This is a genomic window from Bradyrhizobium sp. CSA207 (genome assembly GCF_029051685.1).
Taxonomy (GTDB): Bacteria; Pseudomonadota; Alphaproteobacteria; order Rhizobiales; family Xanthobacteraceae; genus Bradyrhizobium.
Genome location: NZ_JAACFT010000029.1, coordinates 26050 through 42899, shown reverse-complemented (window position 1 = coordinate 42899; position 16850 = coordinate 26050). Strand labels below are relative to the sequence as shown.

14 protein-coding genes are annotated in these 16850 nt (G+C 64.3%); 6 read left to right on the top strand and 8 right to left on the bottom strand.

Translation table 11 applies throughout. The annotated features are described in order from the left end of the window. Positions 1 to 79: 79 nt before the first annotated feature. The gene (locus tag GWG65_RS28750) at positions 80 to 1435 is read left to right on the top strand and encodes an esterase-like activity of phytase family protein (RefSeq protein WP_275198889.1); all 1356 of its coding nucleotides are present in this window, start codon (positions 80 to 82) and stop codon (positions 1433 to 1435) included. A gap of 149 nt (positions 1436 to 1584) precedes the next feature. On the opposite strand, the gene GWG65_RS28745 is transcribed toward GWG65_RS28750, so the two are convergent. Both GWG65_RS28745 and GWG65_RS28740 read right to left on the bottom strand, forming a co-directional pair. Further along, a complete protein-coding gene (locus GWG65_RS28745) occupies positions 1585 to 3264 on the bottom strand; it encodes a mucoidy inhibitor MuiA family protein (protein ID WP_275198888.1) in 1680 nt (559 codons plus the stop codon). Between the two features lie 161 nt (positions 3265 to 3425). Next, positions 3426 to 4637 (bottom strand): NnrS family protein, encoded by a 1212-nt coding sequence (locus GWG65_RS28740; protein ID WP_275198887.1) that lies wholly within the window; start codon positions 4635 to 4637, stop codon positions 3426 to 3428. Between the two features lie 132 nt (positions 4638 to 4769). On the opposite strand from GWG65_RS28740, the gene GWG65_RS28735 reads away from it, so the two are divergent. Continuing rightward, the gene (locus GWG65_RS28735; RefSeq protein ID WP_275198886.1) at positions 4770 to 5480 is read left to right on the top strand and encodes a Crp/Fnr family transcriptional regulator; all 711 of its coding nucleotides are present in this window, start codon (positions 4770 to 4772) and stop codon (positions 5478 to 5480) included. Between the two features lie 181 nt (positions 5481 to 5661). On the opposite strand, the gene GWG65_RS28730 is transcribed toward GWG65_RS28735, so the two are convergent. Both GWG65_RS28730 and hemN read right to left on the bottom strand, forming a co-directional pair. Then, positions 5662 to 5859, bottom strand: coding sequence for a DUF1858 domain-containing protein (locus GWG65_RS28730; RefSeq protein ID WP_275198885.1), 198 nt, complete (start codon positions 5857 to 5859; stop codon positions 5662 to 5664). Positions 5860 to 6107: 248 nt separating this feature from the next. Beyond that, positions 6108 to 7460: an oxygen-independent coproporphyrinogen III oxidase gene (gene hemN, locus GWG65_RS28725; protein WP_275198884.1), complete on the bottom strand. Its 1353-nt coding sequence runs from the start codon at positions 7458 to 7460 to the stop codon at positions 6108 to 6110. A 160-nt stretch (positions 7461 to 7620) separates the two neighbouring features. On the opposite strand from hemN, the gene GWG65_RS28720 reads away from it, so the two are divergent. The 3 genes from GWG65_RS28720 (at position 7621) to GWG65_RS28710 (ending at position 10084) form a co-directional block, all read left to right on the top strand. Beyond that, positions 7621 to 7833 (top strand): hypothetical protein, encoded by a 213-nt coding sequence (locus GWG65_RS28720; protein WP_275198883.1) that lies wholly within the window; start codon positions 7621 to 7623, stop codon positions 7831 to 7833. Between the two features lie 222 nt (positions 7834 to 8055). Continuing rightward, the gene (gene nirK / locus GWG65_RS28715) at positions 8056 to 9153 is read left to right on the top strand and encodes a copper-containing nitrite reductase (RefSeq protein ID WP_275198882.1); all 1098 of its coding nucleotides are present in this window, start codon (positions 8056 to 8058) and stop codon (positions 9151 to 9153) included. Positions 9154 to 9205: 52 nt separating this feature from the next. Continuing rightward, entirely contained in the window at positions 9206 to 10084 is an 879-nt protein-coding gene (locus GWG65_RS28710; protein WP_275198881.1) for an SUMF1/EgtB/PvdO family nonheme iron enzyme, read from the top strand. Between the two features lie 433 nt (positions 10085 to 10517). Here the strand turns inward: GWG65_RS28710 and GWG65_RS28705 are convergent, their stop codons facing one another. Together GWG65_RS28705 and GWG65_RS28700 are read right to left on the bottom strand one after the other, a co-directional pair. Next, positions 10518 to 11168 carry a CoA transferase subunit B gene (locus GWG65_RS28705; protein WP_275198880.1) on the bottom strand — a complete coding sequence of 217 codons (651 nt, stop codon included), beginning with the start codon at positions 11166 to 11168 and terminating at the stop codon, positions 10518 to 10520. A gap of 75 nt (positions 11169 to 11243) precedes the next feature. Next, positions 11244 to 11951: a CoA transferase subunit A gene (locus GWG65_RS28700; protein WP_148742876.1), complete on the bottom strand. Its 708-nt coding sequence runs from the start codon at positions 11949 to 11951 to the stop codon at positions 11244 to 11246. Between the two features lie 274 nt (positions 11952 to 12225). Between GWG65_RS28700 and GWG65_RS28695 the strand changes: the two genes are divergently transcribed. Continuing rightward, a complete protein-coding gene (locus GWG65_RS28695; RefSeq protein WP_275198879.1) occupies positions 12226 to 14166 on the top strand; it encodes an AsmA family protein in 1941 nt (646 codons plus the stop codon). 76 nt (positions 14167 to 14242) lie between these two features. Here the strand turns inward: GWG65_RS28695 and dctA are convergent, their stop codons facing one another. Further along, entirely contained in the window at positions 14243 to 15628 is a 1386-nt protein-coding gene (dctA, locus tag GWG65_RS28690; protein ID WP_275198878.1) for a C4-dicarboxylate transporter DctA, read from the bottom strand. 66 nt (positions 15629 to 15694) lie between these two features. Continuing rightward, entirely contained in the window at positions 15695 to 16768 is a 1074-nt protein-coding gene (locus tag GWG65_RS28685; protein ID WP_275198877.1) for a 4-oxalomesaconate tautomerase, read from the bottom strand. Positions 16769 to 16850 lie beyond the last annotated feature (82 nt).

Sequence of the window (16850 nt, the reverse complement as noted above, 5' to 3'; positions counted from 1 at the left end):
CAGCTCCGGCCTTTCGCCCGCCTTCACAAAACTGCAACACGCGGTCCGCATAAGACGGCTCCATTAACAGGAGACGCCCATGCGCGCGACTTTTCTTGCCTCCGTGGCAACAATCATCCTCACCGCGGGCACCGCGCTCGCGCAGAGCGAAGGCGAATTCCCGGCCAAGCTCGCCGGCCACGTGGTGATGCCGGCCGCCACCTTCATCGACGCGCCGGCGGATGCGCCCGCCGATCTCAAGACCTCCGGAAAATACACCACCGGCAAGCGCGTCGATGCGCTCGGCACCGTGATGGGCAAGTCCTATGAGCGTCCGACCGGCGTGTCGCTGCCGTTCAAGGGCCAGCCACTCCAGGGCCATTCCGGCATCAAGACCATGCCCGACGGCACTTTCTGGGTCATCACCGACAACGGCATGGGCGCGCGCGCCAACTCGCCGGATTCGATGCTGTATCTCAACCGCTACAAGATGGATTGGGCCGGCGGCAAGATCGAGCGGCTCGAGACTGTCTTCCTGCACGATCCCGACAGACGCGTCCCGTTCCGCATCGTGCATGAGGACGCGCAGAAGCGGTACCTCACCGGCTCGGATTTCGACACCGAAGGTTTTCAGATCATCGGCGATACTTTCTGGATCGGCGACGAGTTCGGCCCCTACATCCTGAAGGCCGACAAGACCGGCAAGATCCTTGGGCTGTTCGAGACGGTCGCCGACGGCAAGCCAGTGCGCTCGCCGGATCACTGGGCGGCGGCGACGCCGGGCGCCCCGGGTACGACCTACACCAACGTCAACCTCCGCCGCTCCAAGGGCTTTGAGGGATTTGCGTCGTCGAAGGACGGAAAATTCCTCTACGGCCTGCTCGAGGGTCCGCTGTGGGACGCCGACAAGAAGGACTGGGAGAAAGTCGACGGCAAGGAAGCTTCCCGCATCCTCGAATTCGACGTCGCCGCGGAAAAGTTCACCGGCCGCTACTGGCAATATGTGTTCGAGCAGAACGGCAACGCCATCGGCGACTTCAACATGATCGACCCGAGCGCCGGACTCATCATCGAGCGCGACAACGGGGAAGGCACAGCCGACAAGGCCTGCCCGCAAGGCACCCGCGGCGAGAACTGCTTCCCCGACCTCGCCAAGTTCAAGCGCGTCTACAAGATCGAGCTCACTGAGGCCAATGTCGGCAAGCCCGTGCGCAAGATCGGCTATATCGACCTGATGAAGATCAAGGATCCCGACAAGAAGGCGAGGAAGCCGCTCAACGACGGCGTCTACACCTTCCCGTTCTTCACCATCGAGAACGTCGATCGCGTCGACGACAGCCACATCATCGTCGGCAACGACAACAACCTGCCGTTCTCGTCCAGCCGCGATCCCAACAAGGCCGACGATGACGAGTTCATGCTGCTGGAGGTCGCCGATTTCCTGAAGGCGAAGTGAGGTTCCGCCCTCTCAACACGGTCATCGCCCGGCTCGACCGGGCGATCCAGTACGCCGAGACGCCTCTGTGATACGGAAAGGCCGCGGCGTACTGGATGCCCCGCCTTCGCGGGGCATGACAACGAGACGGCGGCGAGGTGAAGGACCCTCTAGCCCGCCGGCACGATCACCATGCCCTTGTCCTTGGGCCAGCGGACGCGCCAGGCGAAGTTGATGTCCTTGGCCTCGCCGGGCTTGGCATCGAACGACCACTCCAGCACGCCGCGCCGGTCGCGGATGTTGCTCGCGGTCGGCGGAGTGCTCGACGACAGCATCTCGACCACGATGTCCTCGTTCTCGCTGACCGGCAATTGGTCCTCGATCGCGACGCGAATCGGGAAGTCGTGACCGTTGCGGACGGTGATCTTGAATGCGCGCTCGTCGGTCTTGGACGTCGTGACCAGGAGGCCGGCCGAGCCCTCGTTGCGCTTGAGCACGGCGCGCTCGATCCTGACCTTGTCGTCGGCGCCGAAGCCGAGCCGAACGACGTCGTCCTTGGCGGAGGCCGAGATCTTGCCGCGGCCGACGAAGACGCCGTCGCGATAGATCGCAACCTTGCCCGGCAGCAGCGCCGCATCGTCCGTCTGCTTGAAGCTCGCTTCGAGGAAGGCGGTCGGATCCATGACCGGCGCGGCGCGAACCGCGAGATCGGCGGGCACGCTCATGGACGCGATGCGCAGGCTCTTGGCGCCTTCGGCGGCGCCAAGGCTGACGCGACCGGGAATTTTGAACGTGGCCTGGAAGTCACCGATCTCGGCGACCGCCTGCTGTTCGTCGGCGCGCTCGCGCGGCTCGGACGCCTCAGCCACCTTTGCCGAAAGATGGGGTTGCATCTGACGCACGACCGGTGCAGGCCGCACCATATCCGAGGCCGTGCCGAGCGCCAGCGGCTTCGCCGGTTGCGGATATTGCGCGACCAGCGAGTTCAACTCCGGCGCGCTGCCGCCACGGCCAATGCGAACCGTGGATACGCCGAGCGTGACGTTGGACCAATCCTCGCCGGTCGACTGTGTGACCTCGGCGCGGCGGATCAACTCGATCTGTGGCTTGCGGTCCTTGGCGCCGGTATCGAGCCTGGCGTCGTAGAGTGGCAGCCAGCGCGCATTGCGAACGGCGTAAGTTATCCGCAGCGTCGCCTTGGTCGCGGCGGCGGAGGCGACGTCGATCCGCACCTCCAGCTTGCTCGGCGGCTTGGCCGAACGCTCGGCTTCGAGTTGTGCGATCTGGCGGTCGATCTCGCGCTGCTTTCGCGCGGCGTCACGGATGGTGGTGTCGGCGGTCGCGATCTCCTCGGCGACCGCAGCAAAGGCCGCGCGCCATTCGGTGATCGGACGGGCCTCGCCCTTCTCGCCCATGCCGGCGGGAGAGGCTTCGGCAAAATGCTGCGCGAATTTGCGCCGGGCGGTGGCGGAATCGATCGTGCCTTGCAGATCGGCGCGCTGGTCCCTGAGCGCTTCGATGCGCTTGTCGAGTTCCGGTAGGTTGACCGGGGGCGCCGCCCGCGGCGGCCGCGCATCGATGGTGCCGATGGTGAGCTTTGCGCCCGCCTCGCCTTCGACGCGGAGGGAGGACGGATCGAGCGAGAGCGGAAAGTCCTTCGCAATGAGGGTGCTGTCACCGGAGGCAATATCCAGCGCGATGATTCGGGTGACTGTGGCGCCATCGGGATAGACGGTGACCGTGTCGATGGCCGATGTGGCGTCCACATCGGCGGCCCACGACGGCAACGCGAGCGCCGTGGTCGCCAAGACCAGGCTCGTCGTCGCCAAACATTTTGCGGTGATGCGCATCAAACTTCCTCCCTGCCGATATCGCCGCGCCGCCAGCCGGACGCGCGATGAATGCCACGCCATCGTGGTGAGACGCGGCAGGGAAGGAACTGGTTCGATTGGGGTTTCCGTGGGGCGTGGCTGCGGCGGCACCAAGGCCGCGGAACGCGTCGGCGAGTCCCTCAGCGGGCTGGAGCGGCTGCGCCCATCGTGGCGAGCGCGCGCCACCGGCTGCCGGCAAGCAGCGGACCGAACGCAATCGCAAAGCCGAGGAACGCAAGGACCCAGCCGCAGGCGGCGAGGTGCAGCAGCGCATCGCTATGCACAGGCAACACCACGGCAGCGACACGCGCCAGTGCCCCAACGATGATCGCGAGGTAGATTGCTTGCGTCGCCGGCGAGGCCGTCAGCGCCTGTCCGGTATGGCCGAGACTCGCGCGCGTCATCACCGCGAGCGTCATGGTTCCGGCTGCGCCCGCCATCCAGGCGTGAATGCCCGCGCTCGGCGGCAGCGCGCCGAAGCCGGCTGCGGCGTGCAGCAGGAAGCCCAGCGGAACGAAGCCATAGCCGACATGCAGGATCAGCACTAGCCGTTCGCCCGAAGTCCGATCGCCGGCCCAGCGCGAAAGCCGCACCAGGTGCAGCACACCGACAAGCGTCATCGCGATAGCCGTGACCACATTCAGCGGCGTCACGATCCAGGAGATCAGGGCAAGCGCGCTGCATCCGATCACCGCGCCGTCAAAACGTCCGAACGGCACCGGCAGACGGCCGGGATTGACCTTGACCAGCCAGTTGCGAGTGAAGCTCGGAATGATGCGACCGCCGATCAGCGAGATCAGCAGCACGACCACGCCGATGCCGACGCGGATGCTGACATCGGCCGCGCCCTCATAATGCGCCTCCAGATGAAAGGCGACATTGCCGGCGAGCAGCATCAGCACGAGCCCCACCACGGGCAGATTGCGCCAGTTGCCGCCGGCGATGATCTCGCGGGTTGCGGCGGCGACGACCAGGGCCAGGAAGGCGGCATCGACCGCAAGCGCAAACGCCCAGCCGATATCCGCCGACAAGGTCACCGCGGCACGCCCGGCAAGCCAGACCGCCACCAGCACACCCAGGCGCGTGCCCTGGATCGGCAGCCGCCCGGTCCAGTTCGGGATCGCCGTAAACAGGAATCCCGTGACCACCGCAGGCAGGAAGCCATAGAGCATCTCGTGGACGTGCCAGTCGCGCGGCGCGAAGCCTGAGGTCACGGACAGCTCGCCATAAAACATCGGCAGCCAGACAAGAATCGACAACGCGGCCTGAATCGCGGCGAGCAGAAAGAAGGGCCGAAAGCTGTTCGCAAACAGCGGCCAGCCCTCAAAATTGCGGCATCGGGCGCCAGCCATGGCAACTCCTGTGACATCAGACCGTTACTTTGGAAAAATACTGCCGGCCGGCCAGTTCCGTTTTGCGCTATCGCAAATACCCGGACGATTGCAGGTGCCATCACACTCCAAGCGCCACGCCAGGGAGGCAGAATGGCCAGGGTCGACAGATCATTGGTGACGCATTTGCCGCTGTTTGCCGGGGTCAAGCCCGACGACCTCGAGGAGATCCTGCGCGAGGCGCGTTCGGCGCGTTACCCCAAGAACAGCGCCATCTTCGAGCAGGGCGCAGACGCGCAGTCCTTCTTCCTGCTGCTGCACGGCCACGTCCGCGCGGCCAAGACCACGCCGACAGGCGAGCAGATCGTGGTGCGCTATGTCGCACCCGGCGAGACCTTCGGGCTCGCCACGGCGATCGGGCTGGCGCACTATCCGGCGACCGCGACCGCGGTCGACGACAGCATCGTCCTGATCTGGCCGACCGCCGCCTGGCCGCGGTTGGCCGAGCGGTTTCCATCGCTCGCCGCCAATACGTTGCAGACGGTCGGCGCGCGGCTTCAGGAGAGCCACACTCGCATCCTCGAGATGTCGACCCAGCAGGTCGAGCAACGCGTCGCGCATGCGTTGCTGCGCCTTGCCAAGCAATCCGGCAAGAAGCTCGATCAGGGCATCGAGATCGACTTCCCGATCAGCCGCCAGGACATCGCGCAGATGACGGGTACCACGCTGCACACCGTGAGCCGCATCCTGAGCGGCTGGGAGAGCCAAGGCCTCGTCGAGAGCGGTCGCCAGCGCATCATCCTGCGTGAGCCGCACAGGATCGTCGTGCTGGCGGAGCGCAGCGCGGACAGCGGCGCGGCGTAAGAGCGTCTCCCTCTCCCCGTTCTTACGGGGCCGCGACGAGTTCGCTCGCGCTGAGAGCGTCGGGGTGAGGGGCCGCCTCCGCAATCACGTTGACAGTTGGACTCGCGGAAACTCCCCCTCACCCGAATTTGCGCTTGGCGCAAATTCGACCTCTCCCCGCAAGCGGGGCGAGGTGAAGACCTCACGCCGGCACGCATTCGCACAGCGCGGCGAGGAATTTTTCGCGGTCGATGCCATGCTCGCGGCAGGCGTCCTCCACCGTGTGGAATGTCGCGATCGGGCAGCCGACACAGGCCATCCTGAAAGCGAGAAACACAGGGATCGTGTACGGCGCCGAGCGCATGATGTCGTCGACCAGATCGTCGGATCGGAAGCGCATGGACAGTCTCCGTTCCGACTGGACGATAGCGGAGTTGGTGGCGATCTCTTTGTCGAAGCGCAAGCTCTCTCCGTCATTCCGGGGCGCGCCGCCCGAACTCGGGTTTACCCGAGTTCGGCAACTTTGAAGATCCAAGTCGGCTATAGCCGACTTGGATGGCGCGAGCCCGGAATCCATTTCTCCACGTCACGTGCTGCACGATGGATCCCGGGCTCGCGCTTCGCGCGCCCCGGAATGACGGAGAGACTTCAAACTGCCCGGCTGTGCAGTTGCTTTGCGCCATCCAGATGCGCATCGAACGCGGCCGCAACACTGCGCACCAGGAAGCGGGAGTCCTTGGCCACCGCGATCCGGTCGCCGTCGAGCTTGACGACGCCGTCGGAGATCAGCGACTTCAGCCGTGGTGCCGATGTCAGCATCGCCTGCGGCATCGCGCCGTGGCGCGCGCAGATCGCACCGAGATCGGCACTGAACTCGCACATGATGCGCTCGATAATGTCGGCGCGCAGCCGGTCGTCGTCGGTCAGTTCATAGCCTTTCGCGCTGGCCAGACGACCGGCGGAAATGGCCTGCGAATAGGCGCCGACCTGCACCTCGTTCTGGACATAGCCCTGCGGCAGATGTCCGATTGCGCTCGCGCCGAAACCAAGCAGGACTTCGCCTTTATCGGTGGTGTAACCCTGGAAATTGCGCCGCAGCGTCCGCTCCTCACAGGCCATGGCCATGGGATCGTCGGGGCGCGCGAAATGATCGAGCCCGACCTGCACATAGCCGGCCTCCTTGAGCGCGTTGGCGATCGCGCAGGCCTGGTCGTGACGTGCAATCCCATCCGGCAAAACGCCTTCGTTGATCATGCGCTGGTGTTTCTTGAAAGCAGGCACATGCGCATAGCCGAACACCGAGAAGCGGTCGGGCGTGAGCGCGAGAGCGCGTCGCACAGTGTCGAGACAGGAGGCGACGGTCTGGTGCGGAAGCCCGTAGATCAGGTCGAAATTGATTCCCGCAATGCCGGCACGCCTGAGCATGTCGACGACGGAGGCGGTCTGCTCATAACTCTGCACGCGGTTGATCGCACGCTGCACGACGGGATCGAAGGTCTGCACCCCCAGGCTCGCGCGGTTGACGCCGGACAGCCGCATCGCCTCCACCATGTCGGCTGTCAGCGTTCGCGGATCGATCTCGACCGCGATCTCGGCCGAGGGCAGCACGAAGAACGCCTGGCGCATCGCCGACATCAGCTCGGCGAACGCGTCCGCCGCCATGATCGTCGGCGTACCGCCGCCGAAATGGATGTGCTCGACCTTGATACGGCGGCCGATAGTTTCGGCGACCAGTCCGATCTCGCTGCGGAGCGTCTGCTGATAGGCCGCGACAAGCTCGTCGCGGCGGACGATCTGGGTATGGCAGCCGCAATACCAGCACATCTCACGGCAGAACGGCACGTGCAGATACAGTGACGCGCTGGCTCCGGCAGGGAGTTCGGCCAGCCACCGGGCGTAACTGTCTGCGCCGATCGCAGGCGAAAAATGCGGTGCTGTCGGATAGCTCGTGTAGCGCGGTAGACGTTCCTCGCCGTAGCTCGCCGCGAGATCAACCCTCATGTCTTACCCATTGGTAAATTCATGCCGCGCAGCATCGCGGCACATCCGAATGGCATTAAAATTACTCCTTTTCGGGCGGGCGGCTTTTGCGCTCGCTCAAAGTCCCGGCGCAGGATTGGAGCCATTATGACGTCTTATCAGCGCCTTCTGGAGATAGGCCATGGCGTCGCTCGCGCTCGATCTCGTTCTCTGGCTTACCGATGTTCGCGGCCACATCCCCCGTTTCGACGACTTTCGTCCCGTCCCCGCCGCCTCCTCAACCGGCGCCGGCTATCTGGTACGGGTCCTGACCATCATGGCCTCTGTGTTCGCGGCGCTGTCGCTCGCGGTCTGGCTTGCGATACAGCTTCTCTATTCGACCTCCATAGATTGACGATCGAACGCCACCGACAATGCGAACGAGTTGTTGCTGGCGCGACTGATGTCGCGCGGTGCGTCTGGTCGTATCCTTCCGCCGACGTTACCCGGCAAACCTCTTAAGGATCTTCACGGAAGGCGAATCCGGCGAAAAGTTGTTGCAGCGCAAATCAACTTGCCGCGATCGGCGCAGACTGCATCCCGTCATCAAAACCATTTCAGATGAAGGATGCTTCCGATGTTCACCCGCAGAGCCGCATTGATCAGCGCCGCCGCGACCGCCCTAATGCTGGCGACGCCCGCTTTCGCCACCAACGAACTCAAGCTGCCGCGGCAGAAGGTCGAGCTGGTCGCCCCGCCCTTCGTGCATGCGCACGAGCAGGCGACGACCCAAGCGCCCAAGATCATGGAGTTCAGGCTCACCATCGAGGAAAAGAAAGTCGTCATCGACGAGAAGGGCACCACGTTCCAGGCCATGACTTTCAATGGCTCGATGCCGGGCCCGCTGATGGTCGTGCATGAGGGCGACTATGTCGAGGTGACGCTGGTCAACCCCGCCACCAACTCCATGCCGCACAACATCGACTTCCACGCCGCGACCGGCGCGCTTGGCGGAGGCGCACTCACCCTGGTCAATCCCGGCGAGCAGGTCGTGCTGCGCTGGAAAGCAACGCGGACCGGCGTATTCGTCTATCACTGCGCGCCGGGCGGCCCGATGATCCCGTGGCACGTCGTCTCCGGCATGAACGGCGCCGTGATGGTGTTGCCGCGCGACGGCCTCAACGACGGCAAGGGCCATGCGCTGAAATACGACAAGGTCTATTATATCGGCGAGCAGGACATGTACGTGCCGCGCGACGAGAAGGGCAATTTCAAGTCCTACGATTCGCCCGGCGAAGCCTTCACCGACACTGAAGAGGTGATGAAGAAGCTGGTCCCCTCGCACGTCGTGTTCAACGGCAAGGCCGGCGCGCTCACCGGCAAGAACGCGCTGACCGCCAAGGTCGGCGAGAACGTCCTGATCGTGCATTCGCAGGCCAACCGCGACAGCCGTCCGCATCTGATCGGCGGCCATGGCGACTATGTCTGGGAGACCGGAAAATTCTCCAACGCGCCGGAGACCGGACTCGAAACCTGGTTCATCCGCGGCGGCTCGGCGGGGGCGGCGCTGTACAAATTCCTGCAACCCGGCATCTACGCCTATGTCACGCATAATCTGATCGAGGCCGCCGACCTCGGCGCCACCGCGCACTTCAAGGTCGAAGGCAAGTGGAACGACGATCTGATGACCCAGGTGAAGGCGCCTGCCGAGATACCGCCTGCCAACACCAACTAGACGCGACAAGCGGCCGGTGATCACTGGCCCCTTCTTGCTTCGGGGAACGACCATGCTGATTGCATTCAAGTTGAAATTGGCGCTCGCCTGCGCGGCCGGACTTGCAGGGCCGATCGCAGTGGCGCCGCTGGCGTCGGAGATGACGATCGACGGCACCGCGGCGGAGCCTGCCATCGTCGAAATCGCACCGGGCAGCTTCTCCTATCGGGAAGCCGGCGATTTCACGCGCGCCGGGCAGCAGGCCGAAGCGCCACTGCGCGCCTTGCAATTCAAGAGGCCGCTTCACATCATGCGACATCAGGTTTCGTCATCCGACTATCAGCTTTGTGTGCGGGACGACGCGTGCCGCGCTCTCGATCGCGGCGTGGCGGTTGCACCCGATCGCCCCGCCGTGCAGGTCAGCTGGCACGATGCACAAGCCTATGCGGACTGGCTATCGCGCAAGACCGGCCATCACTATCGCCTGCCGAGCGACGCAGAGTGGGCTTTTGCCGCCGGAAGCAGGTTCAAGGACGACGGCTCGCCGGTCGATGGCAGCGATCCAGCAAAACGCTGGATCAGCCGCTATGAGCGCGAATCCGAACGCGATTTCGCCGACACCACGGCCTATCCGTTCGGCAAGTTCGGCGTGAACGATCACGGCATCGAGGACATCGCCGGCAATGTCTGGGAATGGACCTCGACCTGCTTCGTGCGCTCGCGCGTCGACGAAGCCGGGAATGCCGGCCGCTCGACGGTGAACTGCGGCGTGCGCGTCGCCGAAGGCGCCCACCGCGCCTACGTCACCGACTTCATCCGCGACGCCCGCGCCGGCGGCTGCGCGCAAGGCGTCCCGCCCGCCAATCTCGGCTTCCGCCTGATGCGGGAGGAAACGCCGTGGGTGGCGAGCGTGTCGGCGAGGCTTGGCAAGATGTGGGCGGCGAGGTCGTAGCCAGTTGGGCGCTGCTGCGCGAATTGAAAGCGACGGCAGCGCCCAACGCTCCGTCATTGCGAGCGCAGCGAAGCAATCCAGACTGCCTCTACGGACACAGCCTGGATTGCTTCGTCGCAAGGGGCTCCTCGCAATGACGATGTGGAAGCAGCCCGCGCCAAACCCCCAGTGTCGTCCTGGCGAAGGCCAGGACCCATAACCACCGAAATGAGTTTTGCGAAGACTAGCGGTGATAGTCCTTCGGGACCAGCACCGGCGGTACTCGATAGACCTCGCGGTATGGGTCCTGGCCTTCGCCAGGACGACACCGAGGATGCCGCCGTACCTACCGCTCACTCGCTCGCCGGCACTATCAATCTTGCCCAGCGTGCACCGCCAAACGAAAATGGCCGGGGCGAAGCCCGGCCCTTTCGCGATTATCTCGATCGCGATTTTACGTGTTCTTCAGCGCGACGCGGAATTCGGCTTCGGTCTTGGCCTTGACCTCATCCAGCGAGACACCGTCGGCGAGCTCGATCAGCGCCATGCCGCCGTCGCCGTGCTTGTCGATGGTGAAGACGGCGAGATCGGTGACGATCATGTCGACCACGCGCTCGCCGGTCAGCGGCAGGTTGCACTTCTTCAGGAGCTTGGGACCGTCCTTGGCGGAATGCTCCATCACCACCACGACACGCTTAACGCCGGCGACGAGGTCCATCGCACCGCCCATGCCCTTGACCATCTTGCCTGGGATCATCCAGTTGGCGAGATCGCCGTTCTGGGCCACCTGCATGGCGCCGAGGATCGACAGATCCATATGGCCGCCGCGGATCATGCCGAAGGAGTCTGCGCTGGAGAAATAGCTGGTCGACGGCAGCTCGCTCACAGTCTGCTTGCCGGCGTTGATGAGGTCGGCGTCCTCTTCGCCCTCATAGGGGAACGGTCCCATGCCGAGCATGCCGTTCTCACTCTGGAGGCTGACGTCGACTCCGTCCGGGATGTAGTTCGAGACCAGCGTCGGGATGCCGATGCCGAGATTGACGTAATAGCCGTCGCGCAGTTCCTTTGCGGCGCGCGCAGCCATCTGTTCACGGGTCCAGGCCATCTTGCTCTCCTGAAGTCTTATGTTTTGCGCATAATCTGTTCGGAAAACTGGTGCCCACTTTTCCGGATCATGCGCTTAAGCCGCCGTGCGCGGGCGGGTGTTGCGGAATTCGATGCGCTTCTGGGCCGTGCCGACCTCGACGATGCGCTTCACGAAAATGCCGGGCGTGTGGATGTGGTCGGGATTGAGTTCGCCGGCCGGAACCAGATGCTCGACCTCGGCGACGGTAACCTTCGCGGCGGTCGCCATCATCGGGTTAAAATTGCGCGCGGTCTTGCGGTAGATCAGGTTGCCGGCGGTGTCGCCCTTCCAGGCGTGCACGATGGCGAGGTCGGCGAACAGACCGCGCTCCATCAAATACTTCTCGCCGTCGAACTCCTTCACTTCCTTGCCTTCGGCGATCAGCGTACCGACGCCGGTCTTAGTGTAGAAGGCCGGGATTCCGGCGCCGCCGGCGCGGATGCGCTCGGCCAGCGTTCCCTGGGGATTGAATTCGAGTTCCAGCTCGCCGGCGAGGAATTGCTGCGCAAACAGCTTGTTCTCGCCGACATAGGACGAGATCATCTTCTTGATCTGCCGGGTTTCCAGGAGGCGGCTGAGCCCGATGCCGTCGACGCCGGCATTGTTGGAGACCACTGTCAGGCCCTTGACGCCGGAATCGCGGATCGCATCCGACAGCACCTCGGCGATACCGCAGAGACCGAAGCCGCCCGACATGATCATCATGCCGTCTTTCAGAACGCCCTCGAGAGCCGATTTGGCGTCGGGATAGACCTTGTTCATGCAAAAAACCTCGACTGAACCTTCGGCTTGCGGGCGTCGCGCCTCATTGGCGGCGATTATTAGGCGAAATCGTCCGAGGCCGTCAATCATACGGGGTTCTCCACCCCACGGCCCAGTGGTAGAAGCTGCCCACGCCGTGGGCAAACCGGCCTGCGGCCTTGAAAGCGACAAGAAAACCCATCAAGTTGCGGCACTTAACATAACAGGACTTGGGTCAGGGCGCGCGGGTTTCCCGGCCCGCCCTTCCGGCTCCAACGACCAACCCGATCAGGACATGCCATTGACCTTGGCTCAAGGAATGAAGCGCCTCGGGACGCCGATCGCGGCGCTGCTCGGTGTCGTGCTGATCGCCCTGATCGCGACCTCCTGGCTCATCAACCGCGACGCGCTGCGCAAGGCGGTGGAAGCGCAGATCCGCGACGTCACCGGGCTCGAGCTCAGTGTCACGGGCGCGATCGACATCTCGTTGCTGCCGGCGAGCTACATTTCCTTCCATGACGTCGGCCTGAAGGGCGGCGGCACCAGCGACCCTGCGCTCCGTGTCGACGTGCTCACCGCCAATCTGCGGCTGCTGCCTCTGCTGCTGCAACGGTTCGAGATCGCCGACCTGACGCTGCTGCGGCCGCATATCCATGTCAGCCTGAAGCCGGACGGCGAGAGCAACTGGACGCCGTTCATCCGGACGATTGCGCGCACCATGAAGCCCGGCGCCGACAACCAGATTTCCTTCTCCGAGATCAGGATCCAGGACGGCGTGCTCAATTACGAGGACGCCGCTACACATGCCACCGAGCAGTTCGACGACATCGACCTGTCGCTGGCGTGGCCATCGATCTCGCGCTCCTTTGCCGCGACCGGGCAGTTCGACTGGCGCGGCGAGCGCGTCGACGGCTCGATCAGTTTCTCCGATTTCGTCGCGGCCCTTTCCGGCGACCGCTCGGGTTTGAAGGCGCGGATCGCCAGCGCACCGCTTAAACTCGCCTTCGACGGCAGCGTCGCCAACCGCACCAGCCCGATGATGGAGGGCATCCTCACCATCGACAGCCCGTCCTTGCGCAACGCGCTGCGCTGGACTGGACAGCCGCAGCCCGGCAGCGGCGGCTTCGGCCGCTTCGCGCTGAAGGCCCGCGCCAATGTCGTGGGCGCCTCGGTCGCGCTTACCAACGTCAATGTCGAGCTCGACGGCAACGCCGCCGAAGGCGTAATGACCTACGCCAATAACGGCCGGCAGACGCTGCAGGCCACGCTCGCCGCCGACGCGCTCGACTTCACCCCCTACATCTCGACCTTCCGCCTGCTCGCCAGCGGCGCGCGCGACTGGAACAGGCAGCTGTTCGATCTCAACGGACTGTCGACCACCGATCTCGACATGCGGCTGTCGGCGGCGCGGCTGACGGTCGGGCCGTCAAAACTCGGCCGCACCGCGATCGGCGCAAGTTTGCGCAACGGCACGCTGGCGCTGTCGGTCGGCGAGGCGCAGGTCTATGGCGGCATCGCAAAGGGCTCGTTCGGGATCGCGCGCGCCGACACCGTCGCCGACGTCAAGGCGCAATTCCAGTTCGCCGACGTCGATCTTCAGGCCTGCGCCTCCGAACTGTTCGGCATCAATAAGCTGTCGGGACGGGGCACCATCAACGTGTCCCTCGTCGCCTCCGGCTCGAGCCCGTTCGGCCTCGTGCAGTCGCTCGACGGCAGCGCCACGGTGACCGGGCACGACGGCGCGATCGCTGGCTTCAACGCCGAGCAGCTGCTGAAGCGGCTGGAACGCCGGCCGCTGTCCGGCGGCGGCAATTTCCGCAATGGCTCGACCCCTTACGACAATCTCACCATCGCGGTGAAATTCGCCGACGGCGTCGCGACCGCCGAGGACATCCGCGTCGAAGGACCTGCCGCGAAAATCACGATGACCGGCACCGCCTCTGTGCCGACGCGCGAATACGACATGAAGGGCGTGGCAAGCCTGAACAGCGCGTCGGGCTTCGAATTGCCCTTCGTGGTGCAGGGCCCCTGGGACGATCCGCTGATCTTCCCCGATCCGGAAAGCCTGATCCGCCGCTCGCCGGCCTCGGCCCCCCTGCTCGACATGCTCAAGGACCGCAAGGCGGGCGATGCCGTGCGCTCCGCGATCGAGCGCATCACCGGCACCGGAAAGCGCCCCGCGCCGGCGGAATCACCGACGGCGGAGAACGCCAAAGAGGGCGCCAAATCCAACTAGGCTGATAGATGTCGCTCTGTCATATCTTTTGCAGCCTGCGCTAAATACTGCAGCCGATGTCATCCCAAAGGTGGGGTCAAGCGGCCGATTGCGTCGTCGAAATCCAGGTCTTGTCCTGCTGCACCACCGCTGCCTCCCCGATCTTCGATCCGGCCGCGACCTTGAGAGTGCCACTCTGTCCCAGTTCGCGGGCCAACACCTCACGGTCACAAGCGTCCTCCCACAGCGAGACGGTAATGGCCGCGACACAGTTGCTGATCATGCTGGTCAGCGCCCGCGCTTCCGACATGAAGCGGTCGATGCCGACAAGCAGCGCCACGCCGGTCACGGGCAGATCCGGCATGACGGAGAGGGTCGCGACAAGTGCGACGAAGCCGCTGCCGGTCACGCCGGCCGCCCCTTTGGAAGTCAGCAGCATCAATCCGAGCATCGCCGCAATCTGCCCCCACGACAGATGAATGTCGCAGGCCTGCGCGATGAACATGGAAGCCAACGTGAGATAGATGGCGCTGCCGTCCAGGTTGAAAGAGTAGCCCATCGGCAACACAAGGCCGGATACCCCTTTCCGGCATCCGAGCTGCTCCAGCTTGCGCAGCGCCCCAGGCAGCGCCGGCTCCGACGATGACGTGCCGAGCACGATCAGCAGTTCTTCCCTAAAGTAGCGGATGGTCTTCCACAGGCTGAAGCCGTTCAGCCGCGCCAGCGTACCGAGCACGACGACCACGAAGACGGAGCACGCGACATAGAATGTCAGGATCAGCAGTCCGAGCGAGCCAATCGAACTGATGCCGTAGCGCCCCACCGTGAACGCCATCGCGCCAAAGGCGCCGAGCGGGGCCAGCTTCATAATGAAGCCGAAGGACACAAACAGCACCCGTGAAAACGAGTCGATTGCATTTGTCACCACGGCACCGCCGTCGCCGGCGCGGCTTAGCCCAAAGGCGATCAGGACGGAGACCAGCAGCACCGGCAGCACTTCACCATCGGCGAACGCTCCGAAGAACGAATGCGGGATAATGTGCAGCACGAAGTCCGCGAATCCGGACGTCCCTGCTTGCTTGGTGAATTTTGCGGCCACCGACGGATCCAGCGTGCTGAGGGAAACATGCATGCCCGCGCCCGGCTGGATCAGCGATACGGCGATCAGGCCGGCCAGCAGTGCGAGCACGGTCAGCAGGTAAAACAGCGCCATGGCTTTCACCAGCGTGCGGGCGACGTCGCGGGAATCGCTGATGCTGTTGATACCGCTCACGATGGTGCAGAACACGATCGGCGCGATCATCATCTTGACCAGCTTGACGAAGCCGTCTCCGAGCGGCTTCAGCGCGGCGCCAAATTCAGGCCAGAAATGGCCGGTGAGGATACCCAGCATGAGGCCAATCAGCACCTGGACGTAGAGAATCCGGTAGAATGGCTTTCGCACCTCAGTGTTCGGGTGCCCGACCAGCGCTTCCTTCCGCATTTTCGTTTCTCCCGTGGCTCTGATTTATTGCTCTGATTTTCTTGATCGCTTCGGAGGCGGCCGGCTTCAGGCCGCCAGGACTGAATGAGTCACGCGCGATCGGCGGGCGAAGACTTGCCCCTCGAAGATTCGCCGGGCTGTCCGCTGCACCATGGCAACCGGCCCGGGCTCCAACCGAACCACGAGCTGGCCGGAGGGATGGGCAAGCGTGATCGTCACCGGCGGCGCCAGCAGTCCGACCATCTCTGCGGCGATCGTGCCTAGCGTCACACACGCGGTCGCGATCGCGACAGCACCGGTCACCGCCAGCGCGCTATGGCAGTCGTGCGGCATGAAGTAGCGGGTGTTCAACGTCGCCTCGACCGCGGGCGCAATCAGAACCGGTTTCGGAATCACCATTGACGCGGAATCCGGGAAACCCATCCGGCGGCCGGCCTCGATGCGCAAATGTTCGAGCCGCGCGCGGAAGCCGCTATCGGCGAAAGCTGAGGGTGCCTCACGGCAGGTCCATCCCAGATCCGCCGCGCGGACCAGCATGACAGGCATGGCTGCGTCGATGCAGGTCACGTCGATCCCTTCGATGCAGTCGACCGGACGTCCTGTCGGTAGCAGCCGACCGGTGCGTGCACCGGCCGCGTTGGGGAACGACAGTTCGATGGGCGCGGCCGTTCCCGGTACGCCGTCGATCCGCGCTTCGCCCTCATAGGTCACCCGCCCGCCGGGAGTGGCAACCGTCGCGTCAATCAGCTTGCCGGTGTTAACATTATGGATGCGCACGTGGGTGCGATCTGCGGCGGCGGCGACCAGGCCGGCTTCAATTGCGAACGGCCCCACCGCTGCCAGCATATTCCCGCAGTTCGGCGAGGTATCGACGATCCCTTCACGAACCCGCACCTGGGCGAACAGGTAGTCGACATCGGCACCCGCTACCGATGCCGGTCCGACGATCGCGACCTTGTTGATAACGGCGTTGCCACCACCGATGCCGTCGATCCCAAGATCGTGTCCCCCTCCCATCACCGACAACAGGATCGCGTCGCGCAGCCTGGGTTCGGCTGGAAGATCGCTGGCCAAAAAGAACGGCCCGCGCGAGGTACCCCCGCGCATCACCACACAGGGAATAGCGATCTGATCGTTCATGGGGCTCTTCCGTTCGGGGACACCTTTGCTCTAACCAGGACCATCCCCCGTCCCAACTCTTTTGTGAAATGCAAATATCTGA

Excerpts from the sequence above, each read along its gene's own strand:
- GWG65_RS28750 (WP_275198889.1), top strand. The coding sequence starts at position 80 with ATGCGCGCGACTTTTCTTGCCTCCGTGGCAACAATCATCCTCACCGCG.
- GWG65_RS28700 (WP_148742876.1), bottom strand. The coding sequence starts at position 11,951 with ATGAACAAGGTCTATCCCGACGCCAAATCGGCTCTCGAGGGCGTTCTG.
- hemN (WP_275198884.1), bottom strand. The coding sequence starts at position 7,460 with ATGAGGGTTGATCTCGCGGCGAGCTACGGCGAGGAACGTCTACCGCGC.
- GWG65_RS28710 (WP_275198881.1), top strand. The coding sequence starts at position 9,206 with ATGCTGATTGCATTCAAGTTGAAATTGGCGCTCGCCTGCGCGGCCGGA.
- nirK (WP_275198882.1), top strand. The coding sequence starts at position 8,056 with ATGTTCACCCGCAGAGCCGCATTGATCAGCGCCGCCGCGACCGCCCTA.
- GWG65_RS28740 (WP_275198887.1), bottom strand. The coding sequence starts at position 4,637 with ATGGCTGGCGCCCGATGCCGCAATTTTGAGGGCTGGCCGCTGTTTGCG.
- GWG65_RS28745 (WP_275198888.1), bottom strand. The coding sequence starts at position 3,264 with ATGCGCATCACCGCAAAATGTTTGGCGACGACGAGCCTGGTCTTGGCG.
- GWG65_RS28705 (WP_275198880.1), bottom strand. The coding sequence starts at position 11,168 with ATGGCCTGGACCCGTGAACAGATGGCTGCGCGCGCCGCAAAGGAACTG.
- GWG65_RS28735 (WP_275198886.1), top strand. The coding sequence starts at position 4,770 with ATGGCCAGGGTCGACAGATCATTGGTGACGCATTTGCCGCTGTTTGCC.
- GWG65_RS28720 (WP_275198883.1), top strand. The coding sequence starts at position 7,621 with ATGGCGTCGCTCGCGCTCGATCTCGTTCTCTGGCTTACCGATGTTCGC.
- GWG65_RS28685 (WP_275198877.1), bottom strand. The coding sequence starts at position 16,768 with ATGAACGATCAGATCGCTATTCCCTGTGTGGTGATGCGCGGGGGTACC.
- GWG65_RS28730 (WP_275198885.1), bottom strand. The coding sequence starts at position 5,859 with ATGCGCTTCCGATCCGACGATCTGGTCGACGACATCATGCGCTCGGCG.
- dctA (WP_275198878.1), bottom strand. The coding sequence starts at position 15,628 with ATGCGGAAGGAAGCGCTGGTCGGGCACCCGAACACTGAGGTGCGAAAG.
- GWG65_RS28695 (WP_275198879.1), top strand. The coding sequence starts at position 12,226 with ATGCCATTGACCTTGGCTCAAGGAATGAAGCGCCTCGGGACGCCGATC.